Source organism: bacterium (genome assembly GCA_019637795.1).
Lineage (GTDB): Bacteria > Desulfobacterota > Binatia > HRBIN30 > CADEER01 > JAHBUY01.
This window is the reverse complement of sequence record JAHBUY010000007.1, coordinates 176,326-195,448: the sequence shown is the minus strand read 5'-3', so window position 1 is coordinate 195,448 and position 19,123 is coordinate 176,326. Positions and strand designations below refer to the sequence as shown.

Annotated in this window: 15 protein-coding genes; 14 read left to right on the top strand and 1 reads right to left on the bottom strand. The window is 71.6% G+C overall.

All coding sequences use genetic code 11. The features are described from left to right. The first annotated feature begins 2 nt into the window (after positions 1–2). From KF840_22535 to recG, 5 genes are read left to right on the top strand one after another with little or no spacing between them, the layout of a single operon-like run. Positions 3–986 carry an aspartate carbamoyltransferase catalytic subunit gene (locus tag KF840_22535; protein MBX3027686.1) on the top strand — a complete coding sequence of 328 codons (984 nt, stop codon included), beginning with the start codon at positions 3–5 and terminating at the stop codon, positions 984–986. Beyond that, complete coding sequence (locus KF840_22530; protein ID MBX3027685.1) at positions 987–2,306, top strand: dihydroorotase; 1,320 nt, start codon at positions 987–989, stop codon at positions 2,304–2,306. Then, entirely contained in the window at positions 2,303–3,421 is a 1,119-nt protein-coding gene (gene carA / locus KF840_22525) for a glutamine-hydrolyzing carbamoyl-phosphate synthase small subunit (protein MBX3027684.1), read from the top strand. Before KF840_22530 ends, carA begins: the two co-directional genes overlap by 4 nt. Before the next feature lie 4 nt (positions 3,422–3,425). Next, the gene (carB, locus tag KF840_22520; GenBank protein ID MBX3027683.1) at positions 3,426–6,623 is read left to right on the top strand and encodes a carbamoyl-phosphate synthase large subunit; all 3,198 of its coding nucleotides are present in this window, start codon (positions 3,426–3,428) and stop codon (positions 6,621–6,623) included. 16 nt (positions 6,624–6,639) lie between these two features. Further along, a complete protein-coding gene (gene recG, locus KF840_22515) occupies positions 6,640–9,117 on the top strand; it encodes an ATP-dependent DNA helicase RecG (GenBank protein MBX3027682.1) in 2,478 nt (825 codons plus the stop codon). Positions 9,118–9,148: 31 nt separating this feature from the next. Here recG and KF840_22510 read toward each other — a convergent pair whose 3' ends face one another. Beyond that, positions 9,149–10,027, bottom strand: a complete 879-nt coding sequence (locus tag KF840_22510; GenBank protein MBX3027681.1) for an alpha/beta hydrolase — start codon at positions 10,025–10,027, stop codon at positions 9,149–9,151. Positions 10,028–10,073: 46 nt separating this feature from the next. Here KF840_22510 and KF840_22505 point away from each other — a divergent pair, with 46 nt between their 5' ends. The 9 genes from KF840_22505 (at position 10,074) to KF840_22465 (ending at position 19,112) form a co-directional block, all read left to right on the top strand. Beyond that, positions 10,074–11,843, top strand: coding sequence for a SulP family inorganic anion transporter (locus tag KF840_22505; protein MBX3027680.1), 1,770 nt, complete (start codon positions 10,074–10,076; stop codon positions 11,841–11,843). Between the two features lie 80 nt (positions 11,844–11,923). Then, positions 11,924–13,240, top strand: coding sequence for a homoserine dehydrogenase (locus KF840_22500; GenBank protein MBX3027679.1), 1,317 nt, complete (start codon positions 11,924–11,926; stop codon positions 13,238–13,240). A gap of 192 nt (positions 13,241–13,432) precedes the next feature. Continuing rightward, complete coding sequence (glpX, locus tag KF840_22495) at positions 13,433–14,389, top strand: class II fructose-bisphosphatase (protein ID MBX3027678.1); 957 nt, start codon at positions 13,433–13,435, stop codon at positions 14,387–14,389. A gap of 166 nt (positions 14,390–14,555) precedes the next feature. Further along, positions 14,556–14,795 (top strand): DUF2007 domain-containing protein, encoded by a 240-nt coding sequence (locus KF840_22490; protein ID MBX3027677.1) that lies wholly within the window; start codon positions 14,556–14,558, stop codon positions 14,793–14,795. A gap of 4 nt (positions 14,796–14,799) precedes the next feature. Continuing rightward, entirely contained in the window at positions 14,800–16,428 is a 1,629-nt protein-coding gene (locus KF840_22485; protein ID MBX3027676.1) for a methylmalonyl-CoA mutase family protein, read from the top strand. Between the two features lie 2 nt (positions 16,429–16,430). Then, positions 16,431–16,835: a cobalamin B12-binding domain-containing protein gene (locus tag KF840_22480; GenBank protein ID MBX3027675.1), complete on the top strand. Its 405-nt coding sequence runs from the start codon at positions 16,431–16,433 to the stop codon at positions 16,833–16,835. 22 nt (positions 16,836–16,857) lie between these two features. Continuing rightward, a complete protein-coding gene (locus KF840_22475) occupies positions 16,858–18,027 on the top strand; it encodes an NAD(P)/FAD-dependent oxidoreductase (GenBank protein ID MBX3027674.1) in 1,170 nt (389 codons plus the stop codon). Between the two features lie 74 nt (positions 18,028–18,101). Next, a complete protein-coding gene (locus KF840_22470; protein MBX3027673.1) occupies positions 18,102–18,251 on the top strand; it encodes a hypothetical protein in 150 nt (49 codons plus the stop codon). 3 nt (positions 18,252–18,254) lie between these two features. Beyond that, a complete protein-coding gene (locus KF840_22465; GenBank protein ID MBX3027672.1) occupies positions 18,255–19,112 on the top strand; it encodes an ABC transporter substrate-binding protein in 858 nt (285 codons plus the stop codon). Positions 19,113–19,123: the final 11 nt, after the last annotated feature.

Below are 19,123 nucleotides of genomic sequence, written 5' to 3'. Positions count from 1 at the left end.
AGATGACGTTCACCCACCGCCACCTGTTGGGCCTCGAGGGCGCGACGCGCGAGGAGCTCCTCCACCTCGTCGACACCGCCGCCTCCTTCAAGGAGATCTCGGAGCGCGACATCAAGAAGGTGCCGACCCTGCGCGGCAAGACCGTCGTCGGCCTCTTCTACGAGGCCAGCACCCGCACCCGCACCTCGTTCGAGATCGCCGCCAAGCGCCTGAGCGCCGACTACGTCAATATCTCGTCCGCGACCAGCAGCGCGAGCAAGGGCGAGACGCTGCTCGACACGGCGCGCAACATCGCCGCCATGCGACCGGACGCGCTGATCATTCGCCACCCGGCGGCGGGCGCCGCCCGCTACCTCGCCAATCGCATCGAGTGCCCGGTGATCAACGCCGGCGACGGCGCCCACGAGCACCCGACCCAGGCCCTGCTCGACCTGCTGACCATTCGCGACCATGTCGGCCGCCTGGAGGGACTGACGGTGGCGATCGTCGGCGACATCCTGCACAGCCGCGTCACGCGCTCCAACGTCCACGCCCTGCGCGCCCTCGGCAACACCGTCCGCCTGGTCGGCCCGCCGACCCTGCTGCCGCGCGAAGCGGCGGCCCTGGGCGAGGTGCACCACCAGCTCGGCAGCGGCGTGCGCGGCGCCGACGTCGTGATGATGCTGCGGCTGCAGCGCGAGCGGCAGGGGCGAAACTATCTGCCGAGCCTCGACGAGTACGCGCGCTACTTCTGCCTCACGCGGGCCGCCCTCGCCGAGGCGAAGCCGGAGGTGGTGGTGCTGCACCCGGGGCCGATCAACCGCGGCATTGAGATCGCCAGTGACGTCGCCGACGGCGCCGCCTCGCTCATCATGGACCAGGTCACCAACGGCGTCGCCGTGCGCATGGCGGTCCTCTTCCTGCTCGCCAGTCGGGCCCGCGGCGCGGCCCAGCCGGAAGCGGCGAACGAGGAGGCGCCGCCCGAACGGCGGCGGAAAGTCGGATAGATGGGAAGCGTTCTGATCAGCGGCGGCACGGTCGTCGACCCGGCCACCGGTCGCCATGGCGCCTTCGACGTGCGCCTCGAGGAGGGGCGCATCGCGGCCGTCGCCGAGCCTGGCGGCGCCGGGAACGCCGACGTGCAGATCGATGCCAGCGGTTGCTGGGTCACCCCCGGGCTCATCGACATGCACGTGCACCTGCGCGAGCCGGGGTACGAGTACAAGGAGACGGTGCTGACGGGCGCCCAGGCCGCCGTGGCCGGCGGCTTCACCGCCGTCGCGTGCATGGCCAACACCAACCCGGTGAACGACACCGGCGCCGTCACGAAGTACATCGTCGAGAAGGCGGCCGCGGCGCGGCTGGCGCGCGTCTACCCGATCGGCGCCGTGTCGGTGGGCCTGCAGGGCGAGCGCCTGGCGGAGATCGGCGAGATGCGCGAGGCGGGGATCGTCGCCGTCTCCGACGACGGCAAACCGATCATGGACAGCGCGCTGATGCGCCGCGCCCTCGAGTACAGCGCGATGTTCGGCCTGGCGGTCATCGCGCACGAGGAGGATCGGGCGCTGGCCGGCGAGGGATGCATGAACGAGGGGCCGACGGCGTTCCGCCTCGGCCTGAAGGGGATGCCCGCCGCGGCCGAGGAGGCGATGGTGGCGCGCGACATCGCGCTCCTCGAACGCACCGGCGGCCGCCTCCACATCGCCCACGCCAGCACCGCCGGCACCATCGACCTGGTGCGGCGCGCCAAGGCGCGCGGCCTCGCGGTGACGGTGGAGGCGACGCCGCACCACTTCACGCTGACCGAGGACGCGGTGGGCGAGTACGACACCAACGCCAAGATGAATCCGCCATTGCGCCAGCGCCAGGACGTCGAGGCGGTGATCGCGGCGCTGCGCGACGGCACCGTCGACGCCATCGCCAGCGATCACGCGCCGCACCATCGCGACGAGAAGGACGTCGAGTTCGAGTGCGCCGCGCACGGCATCGTCGGCCTCGAGACGTCGCTGGCGCTGAGCCTGGCGCTGGTCCGCGAGCACGGGGTCGACATCGAGACCCTGGTGCGGGCGATGAGCGTCACCCCGGCGCGCATCCTCGGCGTGCCCGGGGGCAACCTGGCGGTCGGCGAGATCGGCGACGTCACGGTGATCGATCCCGCCGTCGCCTGGGAGGTCGATCCGGACCGCTTCCACTCGAAGTCGCGCAACACGCCCTTCGCCAACTGGGCGCTCACCGGCCAGGCGCGCGCCACCCTCGTCGGCGGCGAGGTGAAATGGCAGGCGATCCCGCCCCTGGCGGCGGCGAGGAAGCGGAGCGCGGCGCGATGACGGCCATCCTCGCACTGTCGGACGGGACCATCTTCAAGGGCACGGCCTTCGGCGCCCGCGCCGAGGCGGTCGGCGAGGTGGTCTTCAACACCTCCATGACCGGCTACCAGGAGGTGCTCACCGATCCGTCGTACTGCGGCCAATTGGTGGCGATGACGTATCCGGAGATCGGCAACGTCGGCATCAACCCCGAGGATGTCGAATCGTCGCGGCCCTGGGTCGAGGGCTTCATCGTCAAGGAGTACTGGCAGACGCCGAGCAACTGGCGCGCGACCCAGTCCCTGGGCGACTATCTGGCGGGGCACGGCATCCCCGGCATCCAGGGCATCGACACCCGCGCCCTGGTGCGGCTGCTGCGCGACAAGGGCAGCCTCAACGGCGTCCTCTCCAGCGTCGACCTCGACCCCGAGCGCCTGGTGCGCAGGGCGCGTCAGGCGCCGAGCATGGAGGGCCAGGACCTGGTGACGCGCGTCACCTGCGCGGCGCCGTACGACTGGCAGGAGGGGTCGTGGACGCTCGAGCGCGGCTACGAGAACGCCCAGCGCCCCGGACGCCACTTCGTCGTCGCCTACGACTTCGGCATCAAGCGCAACATCCTCCGCAACCTGATCCAGGCCGGGTGTCGGGTCCGGGTCGTTCCGGCGTCAACGCCGGCGGCCGACGTTCTGGCGATGGAGCCGGACGGCGTCTTCCTCTCGAACGGTCCCGGCGATCCCGCCGCCGTGCCCTACGCCGCCGAGGCGGTGCGCGATCTGGTCGGCAAGGTGCCGATCTTCGGCATCTGCCTCGGCCACCAGATCCTCGGCCTGGCGCTCGGCGGCACGACCTACAAGCTCAAATTCGGGCATCACGGCGGCAACCAGCCGGTGATGGACCTCACCACCGGCAAGGTCGAGATCACGAGCCAGAACCACGGCTTCGCGGTCGACGTCGACTCGCTCGGCGGCAGGGCCACGCTGACGCACGTCAACCTCAACGACCGGACCGTCGAGGGCCTCACCCATACCGAGTTGCCTCTGTTCTCCGTCCAGTACCACCCGGAGTCGTCGCCGGGCCCACACGACGCCAACTACCTGTTCCGTCGCTTCGTCGACCTGATGGACACCGCCCGCTGAGCCGATGCCCAAACGCACCGATATCTCGACCATCATGTTGATCGGCTCCGGGCCGATCGTCATCGGCCAGGCCTGTGAGTTCGACTACTCCGGCACGCAGGCCTGCAAGGCGCTCAAGGAAGAGGGCTATCGGGTCGTCCTGGTGAACTCGAACCCGGCGACGATCATGACCGATCCCGAGTTCGCCGACCGCACCTACGTCGAGCCGCTGAGCGCGCCGATCCTGGCCAAGATCATCGAGCGCGAGCGCCCCGATGCGCTGCTGCCCACCATCGGCGGCCAGACGGCGCTCAACCTGGCGATCGAGCTCGCCGAATCCGGCGTGCTGGAGCAATTCGACGTCGAGCTGATCGGCGCCAAGATCGGCCCGATCAAGAAGGCCGAGGATCGCGACCTCTTCAAGGCGGCGATGGAGAAGATCGGGCTCGCGGTGCCGCCGAGCGGCATCGCGCACACCATGGAGGAGGCGCGGGCGCTCAAGGATCGCATCGGCCTGCCGCTGATCATCCGCCCCTCGCGCACCCTCGGCGGCACGGGCGGCAACATCGCCGTCACCGAGGACGAGTACGAGCGCTACGCCGCCGCCGGCCTCGCCGCCTCGCCGATCAGCGAGATCCTGGTCGAGGAGTCGATCGCGGGCTGGAAGGAATTCGAGCTCGAGGTGATGCGCGACCGCAACGACAACGTGGTCATCATCTGCTCGATCGAGAACCTCGACCCGATGGGCGTCCACACCGGCGACAGCATCACGGTCGCCCCGGCGCAGACGCTCACCGACAAGGAGTACCAGATCCTGCGCGACGCCTCGCTGGCGATCATCCGCGAGATCGGCGTCGACACCGGCGGCTCCAACATCCAGTTCGCCGTCCACCCCGAGAACGGCCGTCTGGCGGTGATCGAGATGAACCCGCGCGTGTCGCGCAGCTCGGCGCTGGCCAGCAAGGCCACCGGCTTCCCGATCGCCAAGATCGCGGCCAAGCTGGCGGTCGGCTACACGCTCGACGAGATCCGCAACGACATCACCCGCGAGACGCCGGCCAGCTTCGAGCCGACGATCGACTACGTGGTCACCAAGATCCCGCGCTTCACGTTCGAGAAGTTCAGCCAGACGCCCGACGTCCTGACGACGCAGATGAAATCGGTGGGCGAGGCGATGGCGATCGGCCGCACCTTCAAGGAGTCGCTGCAGAAGGCGCTGCGCTCGCTCGAGGTCGATTCCTACGGCTTCGACGACAAGGGCCGCGGCCCCCGCCTGAGCGGCGCGGCGCTCGACGAGAAGCTGCGCGTCCCCAACGCCCGCCGCATCTGGTACGTCGCCGACGCCTACCGCCAGGGCTACACGACCGAGCGCCTCTTCGCGCTGTCGAAGATCGATCCCTGGTTCCTGGAGAACATCGCCCAGATCGTCGCCGAGGAGACGCGCGTCAGCCTGGCGCCCGACGCGCTCCGCCGCGCCAAGGAGATGGGCTTCTCCGACGTGCGCCTGGCGCATCTCCTCGACCGCAGCGAGGAGGAGATCCGGCAGGCGCGACGCGCCGATGGCATCACGCCGGCCTACAAGACCGTGGACACCTGCGGCGCCGAGTTCGTCGCCCACACGCCGTACCTCTACTCGACCTACGACCACGAGGATGAGAGCGGCGTCACCGCGCGTCGGAAGATCATGATCCTCGGCGGCGGCCCGAACCGCATCGGCCAGGGCATCGAGTTCGACTACTGCTGCGTCCATGCCGCCTTCGCGCTCAAGGAAGCCGGGTTCGAGACCATCATGGTCAATTGCAACCCGGAAACCGTGAGCACCGACTACGACACGTCGGACAAGCTCTACTTCGAGCCGCTCACCCGCGAGGACGTGCTCGGCATCGTGGCCAAGGAAAAGCCGGACGGGGTCATCGTGCAGTTCGGCGGCCAGACGCCGCTCAAGCTCGCCGTGCCGCTGGAGCAGGCCGGGGTGCCGATCATCGGCACCTCGCCCGACGCCATCGACCGCGCCGAGGATCGCGAGCGCTTCGCCGCGCTCCTCACCCAGCTCGGCCTGCGCCAGCCGCGCAACGGCACCGCGCTCACCGTCGATGGCGCCATCGACGCGGCCCGCCGCATCGGCTACCCGGTGCTCGTCCGCCCCTCCTACGTGCTCGGCGGCCGAGCGATGGAAATCGTCTTCGACGACGATGCCCTGCGCCGCTACATGGACCGCGCGGTGGAGATCGGACCCGGCCGCCCGGTGCTGGTCGACCAGTTCCTCGAGGACGCGATCGAGCTGGACGTCGACGCCATCAGCGATGGCGAGACCATCGTCGTCGCCGGCATCATGGAGCACATCGAACGCGCCGGCGTGCACTCCGGCGACAGCGCCTGCTCGCTGCCGACGCACTCGATGACCGACGGGGTGCTCGCCGAGGTGCGCCGGCAGACCGTCGCCCTGGCGCGCGAGCTCGGGGTCGTCGGCCTGATGAACATCCAATTCGCGATCCAGGGCGACGCGGTCTTCATCCTCGAGGTCAACCCACGCGCCTCGCGAACCGTGCCCTTCGTCAGCAAGGTCATCGGCCGTCCGCTCGCCAAGTTGGCGGCGCGGGTCATGGTCGGCGAGAAGCTGACGGACCTCGGGTTCACCAGCGAAATCGTGCCGACCCACATCGCGGTGAAGGAAGCGGTATTTCCCTTCGCGAAGTTCCCGGGCGTCGACACGCTGCTCGGTCCGGAGATGAAATCGACCGGCGAGGTGATGGGCATCGACACCTCCTTCGGCGTCGCTTTCGCCAAGGCGCAGCTCGCCGCCGGGAACCTCCTGCCGCTCGCCGGCACCGCCTTCCTGAGCGTCGAGGACGGTGACAAGGCGAGCCTCGTCCCGGTCGCTCGACACCTCGCCAGCGCCGGCTTCCGTCTGATCGGCACCCGTGGCACCGCCGCCTACCTGAGCGGGCAGGGGATCGCCATCGAAGGCATCAACAAGGTGCAGGACGGCAGCCCACACGCGGTGGACGAGATCCGCAACGGCCGCATCCACCTGGTGATCAACACCCCCAAGGGGAGCGGTGCGCAGCGCGACTCGTTCCCCCTGCGCCGCGCCGCGCTCGAGTGGAAGGTACCGTACTTCACCACCATCGCCGGGGCCGCCGCCGCCGCCGAAGGCATCGAGTACCTGCGACGGCAGGCCCTGTCCGTCCGCTCCCTGCAGGAGTACCACGGCCGCGGCTGACGCGGCGGAGCGCGAGGTGCCCGAGCCTGCCGGAGCGCCGTCGAGCGGCGACGCGCTGGGCGAGTTCCTCGTCGCCGTGCGCCGCCCGCTCGACTACCTGGCGTCGGCTGGCGCCGCCGCCGCTGCCCGCACCCAGATCCCCGGCCGCCAGCTCGCCGCGCGCGGGCGGCAACTCCGGCGCGCCGTCGACGGCGACCGGCGCGCCGCGCTCGACACCCTGTGCCAACGGCTGGAACGCCTGGAAGCGGCATCCGCCGCTGCCGAACGGGCCCGGCTCGCCGCCGAGTGCCGCGACCTCGCGGCCATGGTGGCGGGGCAGGGCGGCCGCGACATCGAGCCGCGGTACCGGCAGCAGACGGACGACGTGACCGCGGCGCTCGAGCGGCTCCGCCTGGGGGTGCAGTACGCGAAGGAGGTCGGCCCCAGTCGGGCGCCGAAGTTGGGCAAGTTCGGCCTCGAGACGGTCGAGGACCTCCTCTACCACCTGCCGTTCCGCTACGAGGATCGGCGCCGCCTGCGCGACATCGCCAGCGTGCGGATCGGCGAGGAAGCGGGCATCGTCGGCGAGTTGGTGCAGCTCGAGGAACGGACCGTCGGGCGCGCCCGTCGCCGCATCCTCGAGGGCACGCTGCGCGACGACAGCGGGCTGCTCGGTCTCGTCTGGTACAACCACGTCACGTCCTATCGCGCCCGCTACCGCACCGGGCAGCGCTGCCGCGTCTACGGCCGCGTCGAGCGCACGCCCGCGGGGGGCAAGCGGATCGTCCATCCCGACGTCGAGCTGTCGCCCGACAGCGAGGCGAACGCCGGCATCGTCCCGGTCTACGAGAAGCCGACGACCCTGCCGCTCGCCACCATGCGGCGCATCGTCCAGCGCGCCGCGGCCGAGCACGCCGACAGCGTGCCGCGCGTCATCCCGGCGGCGATCGTGGCGCGCGCCGGCATCGCCGACCCCGGTCTCGCCCTGCGCGCCCTGCACGCGCCGTCGCCCGAGGCGGACGTCGACCGCCTCAACCGCTTCGCCACCGAGGCGCACCGCGCCCTGGTGTTCGACGAGCTCTTCTTCCTCCAGCTCGGCCTCGGGCTGAAGCGACGTCAGATCGCCCGCGAAGCTGGACTGCCGCTCCGCACGGGCGGCCCGCTCAGCCAACGGCTCGGCGCGGCGCTGCCCTTCGCGCTCACCGGGGCGCAGCGGCGGGTGATCGCCGACATCGAGCGCGATCTCGCCCGCGGCCATCCCATGCACCGCCTGGTGCAGGGCGACGTCGGCAGCGGCAAGACGGTGGTCGCCCTCTACGCCGCGCTCGCCGCGATCGAGTCCGGCTACCAGGCGGCGTTCATGGCGCCGACCGAGCTGCTGGCGGAACAGCACCACCGCACGCTGTCGACGCTGGCCGAGCCGCTCGGCGTCCGCATCGCCCTGCTGACCGGCGAGGCGGCGCGCGGCAAGCGCGGGGCGCTGCGCGCCGCCCTCGAGGGCGGCGAGGTGCAACTCGCCGTCGGCACCCATGCACTGATCCAGGCTGGCGTGCGCATGCCGCGGCTGGCGCTCGGCGTGATCGACGAGCAACACCGCTTCGGAGTCCTGCAGCGCGCCGCGCTGGCCCAGTTGCGCGGCGATCCTGACGGCCCGCTGCCGCACATCCTGTTGATGACCGCGACCCCGATCCCACGCACGCTGGCGATGACCATCTACAGCGACCTCGACGTGTCGCTGCTCGATGAGCTGCCGCCCGGCCGCAGACCGGTGCGCACCCACATCGTCAACGAAGCGGCCCGCCGGCAGCTCTACGACCGGGTTCGCGAACACCTGACCCGCGGCCGCCAGGCGTACATCGTCTATCCCTTGGTGGAGGCGTCGGAGAAGGAGGACCTGCGCGACGCCACGACCATGTGCGAGGCGCTGCGCGAGACGGTATTCAAGGGAAGCGGCATCCGGGTCAGTCTCCTGCACGGCCGGATGAAGGCGGACGAGAAGGACGCCGTCATGCGCCGCTTCCGCGCTGGCGAGATCCAGGTGCTGGTGACCACCACCGTCGTCGAGGTCGGGGTCGACGTCCCCAACGCCACCGTGATGGTGATCGAGCACGCCGAGCGCTTCGGCCTTTCGCAGTTGCACCAGTTGCGCGGTCGTGTCGGGCGCGGCAGCGAGGACGCCGTCTGCCTGCTGGTCGCGCCCTACGTCGCCGACCGCGCGTCGGACACCTATCGCCGCCTGCAGGCGATGGCGTCGACGACCGACGGCTTCCGCATCGCGGAGGTCGATCTCGAGCTGCGCGGCCCCGGCGATTTCCTCGGCACCCGCCAGCACGGGCTGCCGGACTTCCGGGTCGCCAGCCTGATCCGCGACACCCGGACGCTGGCCGAGGCGCGCGAGGCCGCCGAGCAGTGGCTCACCGTCGACCCGCATCTCCGCTCATCGGAGTCCGCGCCACTGCGCCAGGTGCTCGAGCACCGCTGGAAGGGCCGCCTGGGTCTGGCCGAGATCGGCTGACCTGGCGGGCGACACCCCCCGGACATCGCGCTCAGGGCGCGGCGCTGCCGCGCAGATACCGGTCGAGGAACGCGAGGACGTGCGCCTCGTATTCCCCCGGAGCGAAGTGCTGGAAGTTCACGTGCGCCGCGCCGGGCACGATCCACAGCCGCTTCGGCTCGTGGGCGGCGGCGAACAGGCGCTGCGCATCGGCAGGCGGGGCCCGCCCGTCCGCGGCGCCGGCGATGATCAGCACCGGCACGCGGACCCGCTTCATGCCCTCGACCGGTCGGAGTTGGTCCAGGCGCAGGCCGAAGCGCCAGCCGACCTGCGCCGTCAGCAACGGCGCCAGCCACGGCCCGAGCGGGCCGAAGCGCAGGCGGAGCCGGTTGGCGACCGCGTCGCGGATGTCCGCGTAGACGGCTTCGACGATCAGGGCATCGACCGCGAGCGGCTGTTCGCCGAGCAGCGCGGCGGCGCCACCGAGTGAGAACCCGATGGCGGCGACGCGCTCCCCTGGCGCCAGGGTTCGCAGTAACGCCACCGCCGCCGCCGCGTCGGCGGCCTCGCCGTAGCCGAAGGTGGTGCGGGTGCCACTGCTCTCCCCGTAGGCGTGGAAGTCGAAGAGCAGCACCGTGTAGCCGTGGCGGTGGAGGAAGCGCGCCCGCCCGATCATGGCGCGCCGCGTCTCGTGCGACCCGTGCATCAGCAGCACCGCGCCGCCGCCGGGCTCGCCGGGCACGAACCAGCCGCGCAGCGTGTCGCCATCCGCGGCGCGGAAGTCGACCGCCTGCGCCGGCAGGTCGGGCGGCGGCTGGCCGACGCGGCGGTGGTCGGCGGCCGCCCACTCGCCGGCCGACCAGTACGCCGCCGCGCCGACGGCGACCAGCGCCGTGACTCCGAGAAGGACGGCGCGGCGCCAGTGGGGCATTGACGTCCAATGGCACAGCTCCTGGACGCGTGCTAACCGCCCGTCGATGCGCGGTGCGACGAAGGACCCCGAGCGCCCGCCGAACCGGGCGCGGCAGCCCGTCGACACCCCGCTCGCCAGCGCCCGGCGGTGGACGCTCCTCGCGGGCATGCGCCCGGCGAGCGCCGCCGACGCCGGCGGCGACGTGCTGGCCGGCCTGAGCCTGGCGGCGATGAACGTCCCGCAGGCGCTCGGCTATTCGACCATCGCCGGCATGCCGGTGGTCACCGGGCTCTACACGCTCCTGCTGCCGCTCCTGGCGTTCGCCGCGCTCGGCTCGTCGCGTTTTCTCGTGGTGGCCGCCGACTCCGCCACCGCGGCCATCCTGGCCAGCGGCCTGGCGCCGCTCGCCGCGCCCGGCAGCAATCGCTACGTCGCCCTGGCGGGCCTGGTGGCGCTGCTGACCGCTGCCTACCTGTTGCTGGCGCGCCTCTTCCGCTTCGGCTTTCTCGCCGACTTCCTGTCCCAGACGGTGCTCGTCGGCTTTCTCGCCGGGGTTGGCGTCCAGGTCGGCATCGCGGTGCTGGGCGAGATGCTCGGTCTCGACAACCCGCCGGGCGGCGCGCTGCAGCAGGTGGCGGCGCTGCGTCACGGCCTCGCCGAGATCAACGGCGCCGCGCTCGCCCTGTCGACCGGCGTGGTGGCCGTGGTGCTCGTCTGCCGCGCCGTCTCGCCTCGCCTCCCGGGCGCGCTGATCGCGGTCGGCGGCGCGATCGCCGCCAGCGCCGCATTCGACCTCGCCGGCCGCGGCCTGCACGTGATCGGGCCGATCGCCGGCGGCCTGCCGCACCTGACGCTGCCGCCCCTGGACTGGCGCGACATCCGCGCCCTGGTGCCGGTGGCCGCCTCCTGTTTCCTCGTCATCGTCGCCCAGAGCGCGGCAACGGCCCGCATCTATGCCGTGCGCCACCGCCAGAGCGTGGACGAGAACGACGACCTGGTCGGACTGGCGGCGGCCAACCTGGCGGCCGCGGCGACCGGCACCTTCGTGGTCAACGGCAGCCCGACGCAGACCGCGATGGTCGAGGCGGCGGGCGGACGCAGTCAGCTCGCCCACGTGAGCACTGCCGCCGTGGTCGCCCTGGTCCTCCTGTTCCTCGCCGAGATCCTCTCCTACCTGCCGCGCTGCGTCCTCGGCGCCATCGTCTTCACCATTGCCGTCGGTCTGATCGACCTGCGCAGCCTGGCCGCGATCCGACGCGAATCCGTCGGCGAGTTCCGCCTCGCCGTCACCACCGCCCTGGTGGTCGTCGGCGCTGGCGTCGAAATGGGAATCCTGCTCGCCATGGCGCTGTCGCTGATGCGCCACGTCCGGCACAGCTATCTGCCGCACACGGCGGTGCTGGTCGCCGACGAGAGCGGCCAGTGGCGTGCGACGCCGGCCCGTCCCGGGGCGGCGAGCCTGCCGGGCGTGATCATCTTCCGCTTCGGCGCCGACCTCTTCTACGCCAACGCCGACCACTTCGCGACGACGCTGCGCCGCCTGATCGCCAGCGCACCCGCCCCCGTGCGCTGGCTGGTCATCGATGCCGGCGCCATCACCGCCATCGACTATTCCGCGGCGCGCGTGTTCGGCACCGTGCTGTCCGACCTGCGCCAGGCCGGCGTCACCGTGCTGCTGGTGCACGTGCCGCCGTCGCTCGCGCACGACCTCGCCCGACACCGGCTCACGGATGCGATCGGCGTCGACCACATGATCGAGACGCTGCGCGAGGCCCTGGCCTACATCGGTGCCGCGCCCGCGAGCGCCGGAACGGCGCCCAGCGCGTGCCGCTGAAGGCGTGACGCGGCGAATCGCCGATTGCACACCCGGAGCCCTTCGATTACACCACGCCGTTCCGGACGAGGAGAGCCCGCGTGGGGAACAACGCCATTCGCATCGGACTGATCGGCTTCGGCACCATCGGCACCGGCGTGGTCAAGCTGCTGCAGCGCCAGCGCGGCTCCATCCGCGACCGCGTCGGGGTGGGCCTCGACCTGGTACGAATCGCCGACGTCGACACGCGGCGCGACCGCGGCGTCAAGCTGGGACGCGGCGTCCTGGTGGGCGACGCGCGGCGCATCCTCGACGATCCGGCGATCGACATCGTCATCGAGCTGATGGGCGGCACGGGCCTGGCGCGCCGCTTCGTGATGGAAGCGATCGCCGCCGGCAAGGACGTCGTCACCGCCAACAAGGCGCTCCTCGCGCATCACGGCGACGAGATCTTCCGCGCCGCCGAACGGCAGGGCGTCCAGGTCGCCTTCGAAGCCAGCGTCGGTGGCGGCATCCCGATCATCCGCGTGCTGAAGGAAGGGCTGTGCGGCGACCGCAACCAGGCGGTCTACGGCATCGTCAACGGCACCTCGAACTACATCCTGAGCCGAATGAGCGACGCCGGCGGCGAGTTCGCCGACGTGCTGCGGAGCGCGCAGGCCGACGGCCTGGCGGAAGCGGATCCGTCGTTCGACGTCGACGGCATCGACGCGGCGCACAAGCTGACCCTGCTCATCCAACTCGCGTTCGGCGTCCGGGTGCCCTTCGACGCGGTGCGCGTCGAGGGCATTCGCCACGTCAGCCAGGCGGACATCGCCTTCGCGCGCGAGTTCGGCTACGCGATCAAATCGCTCGCCGTCGCCAAGCGGGCAGGAGAGCGCATCGAGGCTTCGGTGCAGCCGACGATGGTCAGCCGCCGACACCCGCTGGCCGAGATCAACGGCGCGCTCAACGCCATCGTCGTGCACGGCGAGGCGCTCGGCCCGAGCATGTACGTCGGCGCCGGCGCGGGGATGATGCCGACCGCGACGGCGGTGGTCGCCGACCTCATGGCCGTCGCGCGCGACCGCCTCCACGGGTGCCGTGGCCGGGTGGCGCCGCTCGGCTACCCGGTGCGGCAGCAGGCGCGGGCCCGCGCCCTGGCGCTCGACGGCCTGCACGGCGAATACTACCTGCGCTTCATGGTCGTCGACCGCCCGGGCGTTCTCGGTCGCATCGCCGGCATCCTGGGCCAGCACGAGGTGTCCATCGCCAGCGTCATCCAGCGCGAACGCGAGCACGGCCGGGTGGTGCCGGTGGTCATCCGCACCCACGACGTTGGCGAGCAGACCCTGCGCAGGGCCGTGAAGGCCATCGATCGGCTCAGCGTCGTGCGCGCCCGGACGACGGTCATTCGGATCGAGGAGAGTCTGAGCTGATCAGGCCGGCGGGGGAGCCTCCGCCCCCGGGCAGCCGAAGACGCGTCCCCGCTCGGCGATCATCGCGTTCACCGGTCGAAGCGCGCCAAGTCCGCGACGATTGTAGGAAAACCACACCGACCTCGGTATAGTGCCGATGCGAATGTTCCGGCGCCTCAACGCCTGCCGGAGCTGGGAGTGGAACGGCCTGTCATGGATCGGAATCTGGCTCTTGAAGCGGTGCGTGTGACCGAAGCGGCGGCGCTGGCGTCGGCGCGCCTCATGGGACGCGGCGACATCGACGCCACCGACCGCGCCGGCGCGGAGGCGATGCTGCGCACCTTTCGCTCGATCGCCATCAACGGCGTCATCGTCATCGGCGATGCCGAGGACGCCGAGGGCGGGGTGCTGCCGGTCGGCGCCCGGGTCGGCAACGGCACCGGACCCGAGCTCGACGTCGCGCTCGACCCGCTGGAGGGCGCCGCGATCTGCGCCACCGGCGGCTACAACGCGCTCTCCATCGTCGCCATCGCCGAGCGCAACGGATTCCTCCGCTGTCCGGACATGCACATGGAGAAGATCGCCGTCGGTCCCGAGGCGCGCGGGCTGATCAAGCTCGAACGGAGCCCGACCGACAACCTGCGCACCATCGCGGAGGCGCGCGGCGTCTACGTCGCCGACCTGACCGTCGCCATCCTCGACCGGCCGCGGCACGAGAAGCTGATCGAGGAGGTGCGCCGCGCCGGCGCCCGCGTACGCCTGCTGCGGGACGGCGACGTCGCCGCGGCCATGGCGACGACCAACCCGGAGTCGGGCATCGACATGTTGATCGGGACCGGCGGCGCCCGCCAGGGCATCCTCACCGCGGCGGCGCTGCGCTGCGCCGCCGGCGATATGCAGGCGCGCCTCGTCCCACGCAACGGTGACGACGCCGAGCGGGCGCGGGAGATGGGCATCCGCGACCTGGCCAAGATCTACGACATCGAGGAGATGGCCTCCGGCAGCGTCATGTTCGCTGGCACCGGCGTCACCAACGGCGACTATCTCGACGGCGTCCGCTTTTTCCGCGGCGGTGGCGCGACCAACTCGGTGGTCATGCGCTCGCGCACCCATACCGTGCGCTTCCTGCGCTCGGTCCACCGCTTCGACCTCAAGCCGGACTACAACTGATGGACTTCACCGCGAAGGCGCAGAGACGTCGAGATCGCGGCGCTCAGACGCATACCAAGCGAGAGCTCGGTCGAGAGATGCATTCGGATCTTCCACGAGAGATCGGACGGTGGCCGCTGGCAGGCACGCTCCGTCCCTCTGCGCCTCTGCGGTCAAGTCCTGCCTGATGTGGGAGCCATGTTACAGCACGTCCAACGAGTTCCAGGCTCACCTCGTGAAGGGCTATCTGGAACAGTTCGGAGTGCCCTGCCTGATCGAGGGCGGGCGGCTGACCGTCAAGCCGCTCGGCATCGGCGAGGTGCGCCTGTTGGTGCGCGCCGACTGGCTGCACATCGCGCAGGGCCTCATCCGCGGCCGCGAGCGCGAGGCCGAGGGGCCGCGCCTGCGCCTCGTCCGCACGGAGTAGGATCATGAACCAGCCCACCTCGCACCCGCTGCCGACGCGCGAGCCGGCGGCGCCGCGCTACAGCACCGTCTCCGACATGGAGATCGAGCCGCTCTACACCCCCGATCACCTGAACGGCTGGCGCTACGACCAACGCCTCGGCGCCCCGGGCGAGTACCCCTTCACCCGCGGCGCCTACCCGAGCATGTACCGCGGCAAACTGTGGACGATGCGCCAGTTCGCCGGCTTCGGCACGCCGGAGGACACCAACGCGCGCTTCCGCTTCCTGCTCGACCAGGGGCAGACCGGGCTCTCGACCGCCTTCGATATGCCGACCCTCATGGGCTACGACGCCGACCACCCGCGCGCGCTCGGCGAGGTCGGACGCGAGGGCGTGTCGGTGAGCAGCCTCACCGACATGGAGGCGCTGTTCGACGGCATTCCGCTCGCCGAGGTCACCACCTCGATGACCGTCAACTGCTCCGCCAGCGTCATCCTGGCGATGTACTTCGCGATGGCCGAGCGGCGCGGCGTTCCCCTCTCGGCCCTCGGCGGCACGATCCAGAACGACATGCTCAAGGAGTTCATCGCCCAGAAGGAGTGGATCAGCCCGCCCGAGCCCTCGGTGCGCGTCATCGTCGACATGATCGCGTTCTGCGCCGACCACGCGCCGAAATGGCACCCGGTGTCGATCAGCGGCTACCACATCCGCGAGGCCGGCTCGACGGCGGTGCAGGAGCTCGCATTCACGCTCGCCGACGGCATCGGCTACGTGCAGGCGGCGGTGGAGCGCGGACTCGACGTCGACCGTTTCGCCCCCCGGCTCTCGTTCTTCTTCAACGTCCACAACGACTTCCTGGAGGAGATCGCCAAGTACCGCGCCGCGCGCCGCATGTGGGCGCGGATCATGCGCGAGCGCTTCGGCGCCCGGCAGCCGCGCTCCTGGCTGCTGCGCACGCACGCCCAGACGGCGGGCTGCTCGCTCACCGCCCAGCAGCCGATCAACAACGTCGTCCGCGTCGCCATCCAGGCGCTGGCGGCGGTGCTCGGCGGCACCAACTCGCTGCACACCAACTCGATGGACGAGACGCTGGCGCTGCCGTCGGAGGCGGCGGTGCTGACCGCGCTGCGGACGCAGCAGATCATCGCCGAGGAGACCGGAGTCATCAACACCGCGGACCCGCTGGGCGGCAGCTATGCCATCGAGGCGCTCACCGATCGCCTCGAGCGCGAGGCCTTCGCCTACATCGAGCGCATCGACGCCATGGGCGGCATCGTCCGCGCCATCGAGCTCGGCTTCCCGCAGCAGGAGATCGCCGACGCCTCGTACCACTACCAGCGCCAGCTCGACACCGGCGAGAAGGTGGTGGTCGGCGTCAACAAGTACCAGAGCGACGACACCCACGCGCTGGAGATTCTGCGGGTGCCCAACGCCGTCGAGGAGGCGCAGCGCGAGCGCGTGCGGGCTCGCAAGGCGGCGCGTGACGCCCACACCGTGGCGGCGCGCATCGCCGCCGTGCGCGCGGCGGCGCGCAGCGGCGCGAACCTGATGCCGCCGATCATCGACGCCGTGAAGGCCGAGGTCACCGTCGGCGAGATCTCCGACGTCTTCCGCGACGTCTTCGGCGTCTACCGCGACCCGGCCTGGATCTGAGCGTGCAGGACCAACGGCTGCGCATCCTGATCGCCAAGCCGGGGCTCGACGGCCACGACCGCGGCGCCAAGATCATCGCCCGCGCGCTGCGCGACGCCGGCTTCGAGGTCATCTACACCGGCCTGCACCAGACGCCGGAGATGATCGTCGAGGCGGCGCTGCAGGAGGACGTGGACGCGATCGGGCTGAGCATCCTCTCCGGCGCCCACATGACCCTGTTTCCGGCCGTCCAGGCGCTGTTGCGCGAGCGCGGCGGCGGCGACGTGCCGCTGTTCGGCGGCGGCATCATCCCCCCGGAGGACATCGCCGAGCTCAAGGCGCAGGGGATCCGCGAGATCTTCACCCCCGGGGCCAGCACCGAACACATCGTCGCCTGGGCGCGCACGGCGCTGCAGCCGCGCCCCTGACGTTCGCGAGCACCGCCGCGCCATGGAGCGCCGTCCCGTCATCATCGTCGGCTCCGGGCCGGCGGGCACCGCCACCGCGATCGCGCTGCACCGCCGCGACCCGTCCCTGGCGCGCGACGTCCTCGTCCTGGAGAAGGCGCGTCACCCGCGGCCGAAGGTGTGCGCCGGCGGCCTCATCCCGGCCGGGCGCCAGTGGATGGCGGATCATGACGTGCCGTTCGGCGTACCCCACGTCACCGTCCACCGCGCCCACGTGGCGACGCCGACCCGCGCGGTCGAGCACGACGACCAGAACCTCTGCTACGTGATCCGCCGCAACGAGCTCGACGCGGCACTCGCCGACGCGGTGCGCGCCCGGGGCATCGAGATCCACGAGGACACCCCGGTCCAGGCGCTGGAACGCGACGGCGGCGGGATCCGCGTCGTCACCGGGGACCGCACCTGGCACACGCCATTGGTGATCGGCGCCGACGGCGCCGGCAGCGTGGTGCGCCGGCGCCTGGTGGACGACGCCCGCACCCGCATCGCGCGGGCGCTGATGGCGGACGTCCCGGTCGAAGACACCCGCTGGGACGGCGCGACGCGCGCCCGCTACGACTTCGATTTCCGCCTCCTGCGCCGCGGCGTACGCGGCTATCTCTGGGCGTTTCCCTGCCTGATCGACGGCGTGCCGCACGCCAACATCGGCGCCTACGCGGTCACCCCGACTGGCGCGGCGCTCGACGCGGCGTTCACCGAGTACCTGCGTGAGCTCGGCGCCGGCGCGCCGCGCCGCGTCGCCTTCCCGATCCACTGGTACGAGCCCGGGGCGCGCATCGCCAGCGACGGTGCCTGGCTGGTCGGCGACGCCGCCGGCGTGGATCCACTGATGGGCGAGGGCATCTCCCTGGCCATGGAGTACGGCGACCTGGCCGCCGCCGCGATCATCGGCGCGGTGCGGCGGCGCGATGCCTCGGCCGCCGCGTACCAGCGCGCGTTCGAGACGTCGTGGCTCGCCGCCAAGCTGCGCCGCCTGCATCTGGCGACGCGGCTCTTCTATGGCCCGACCTGGCGCCTCGCCTTCGCCGTCGCCGAGCGCAGTCGGCGCGTACGCGCCCTCGGACTGCGCTGGTACAACGGCGTCGACGGATGGGACCGTCGCAGCGGCTGGCAGGCCGTGGGCGCGCTCCTCACCAACCGCGTGGGCGCCTGATGGCGCGCCGCCCCGCGCGACGACGCCAAGCGCGCCGCGCCCCTTCGCCCCGCCGGCGGCGACTCGGCGGCAGGGTGATCGCGGTCGGCCTCCTGCTCGCCGGCGCCATCGCCGCCGCGGCCATCGCCGGTCTGGTGCGCGTCGCGCGGTCGCCCGAACCGGTGCCGTTCCGCTTTCCAACCCCGGTCGGTCACGCTGGTGGCGCGGCAGGTGAATCCGGCTGACCGATGGCCTGGCGCAGCGTCGCCGATGATCTGGGCCGCGAGCTGACGCTCCCGGCTCCGCCGCGCCGGATCGTCAGCCTGGTTCCGAGCGTCACCGAGCTGTTGTGCGACCTCGGCGCCGGCGCGCGGTTGGTCGGGGCAACCCGCTTCTGCACCGAGCCGCCGGACGTCGTCGCGCGCCTGGCGCGGCTGGGCGGCACCAAGACCGCCGACTGCGAGGCCCTGCTGGCGCTGCAGCCGGATCTGGTGGTGATGAACAGCGAGGAGAACGACCGCGCCCATTTCGCGCGCCTGGTCGACCACGGCCTGCCGGTGTTCGTGAGCTTCCCCACCAGCGTCGAGGCAGCAGGGGAGGGGATCCTCCGCCTCGGCGCCGCCATCGCCGCGGACGCCGCGGCCGCGGCCCTGGACGAGCGGATCAGGCGCGCCGCCGCGGTGCTCCGGCCGCTCCTCAGGCGCCGGCCCCGGGTCTTCTGTCCGATCTGGCGCACGCCGTGGATGTCGTTCAACGCCGACACCTATTGCCACGACGTCCTGGCGAGGGCGGGGGGCGACAACGTCTGCGCCCGCCTGCCGGCTCGCTATCCCACGGTCGACTTGGCGGCGATCGCCGCCGCCGATCCGCAGGTCATCCTGCTGCCCGACGAACCATACCCCTTTGCGACCAGGCATCTTCCCGATCTCGCCGCCCTGCGCGACACCACCGCCTGGCGGGCCGGGGCGGTCCACTTGATCGATGGCAAAGCACTGTCCTGGTACGGTGCCAGGACCGCCCCGGCCCTGGCGTTGTTTTTCCGACTACTGCAGGGCGACGACACGCCACTGCCCGACGATCTCGCTTGCGTCCCTGCAAGAGGCTGATCGGACTGCGA

Coding starts and splice junctions, on each gene's coding strand:
- KF840_22505 (MBX3027680.1), top strand. CDS start 10,074: ATGCGCGGTGCGACGAAGGACCCCGAGCGCCCGCCGAACCGGGCGCGG.
- KF840_22465 (MBX3027672.1), top strand. CDS start 18,255: ATGGCCTGGCGCAGCGTCGCCGATGATCTGGGCCGCGAGCTGACGCTC.
- glpX (MBX3027678.1), top strand. CDS start 13,433: ATGGATCGGAATCTGGCTCTTGAAGCGGTGCGTGTGACCGAAGCGGCG.
- carA (MBX3027684.1), top strand. CDS start 2,303: ATGACGGCCATCCTCGCACTGTCGGACGGGACCATCTTCAAGGGCACG.
- KF840_22510 (MBX3027681.1), bottom strand. CDS start 10,027: ATGCCCCACTGGCGCCGCGCCGTCCTTCTCGGAGTCACGGCGCTGGTC.
- KF840_22485 (MBX3027676.1), top strand. CDS start 14,800: ATGAACCAGCCCACCTCGCACCCGCTGCCGACGCGCGAGCCGGCGGCG.
- KF840_22535 (MBX3027686.1), top strand. CDS start 3: ATGACGTTCACCCACCGCCACCTGTTGGGCCTCGAGGGCGCGACGCGC.
- KF840_22490 (MBX3027677.1), top strand. CDS start 14,556: ATGTGGGAGCCATGTTACAGCACGTCCAACGAGTTCCAGGCTCACCTC.
- KF840_22530 (MBX3027685.1), top strand. CDS start 987: ATGGGAAGCGTTCTGATCAGCGGCGGCACGGTCGTCGACCCGGCCACC.
- KF840_22475 (MBX3027674.1), top strand. CDS start 16,858: ATGGAGCGCCGTCCCGTCATCATCGTCGGCTCCGGGCCGGCGGGCACC.
- carB (MBX3027683.1), top strand. CDS start 3,426: ATGCCCAAACGCACCGATATCTCGACCATCATGTTGATCGGCTCCGGG.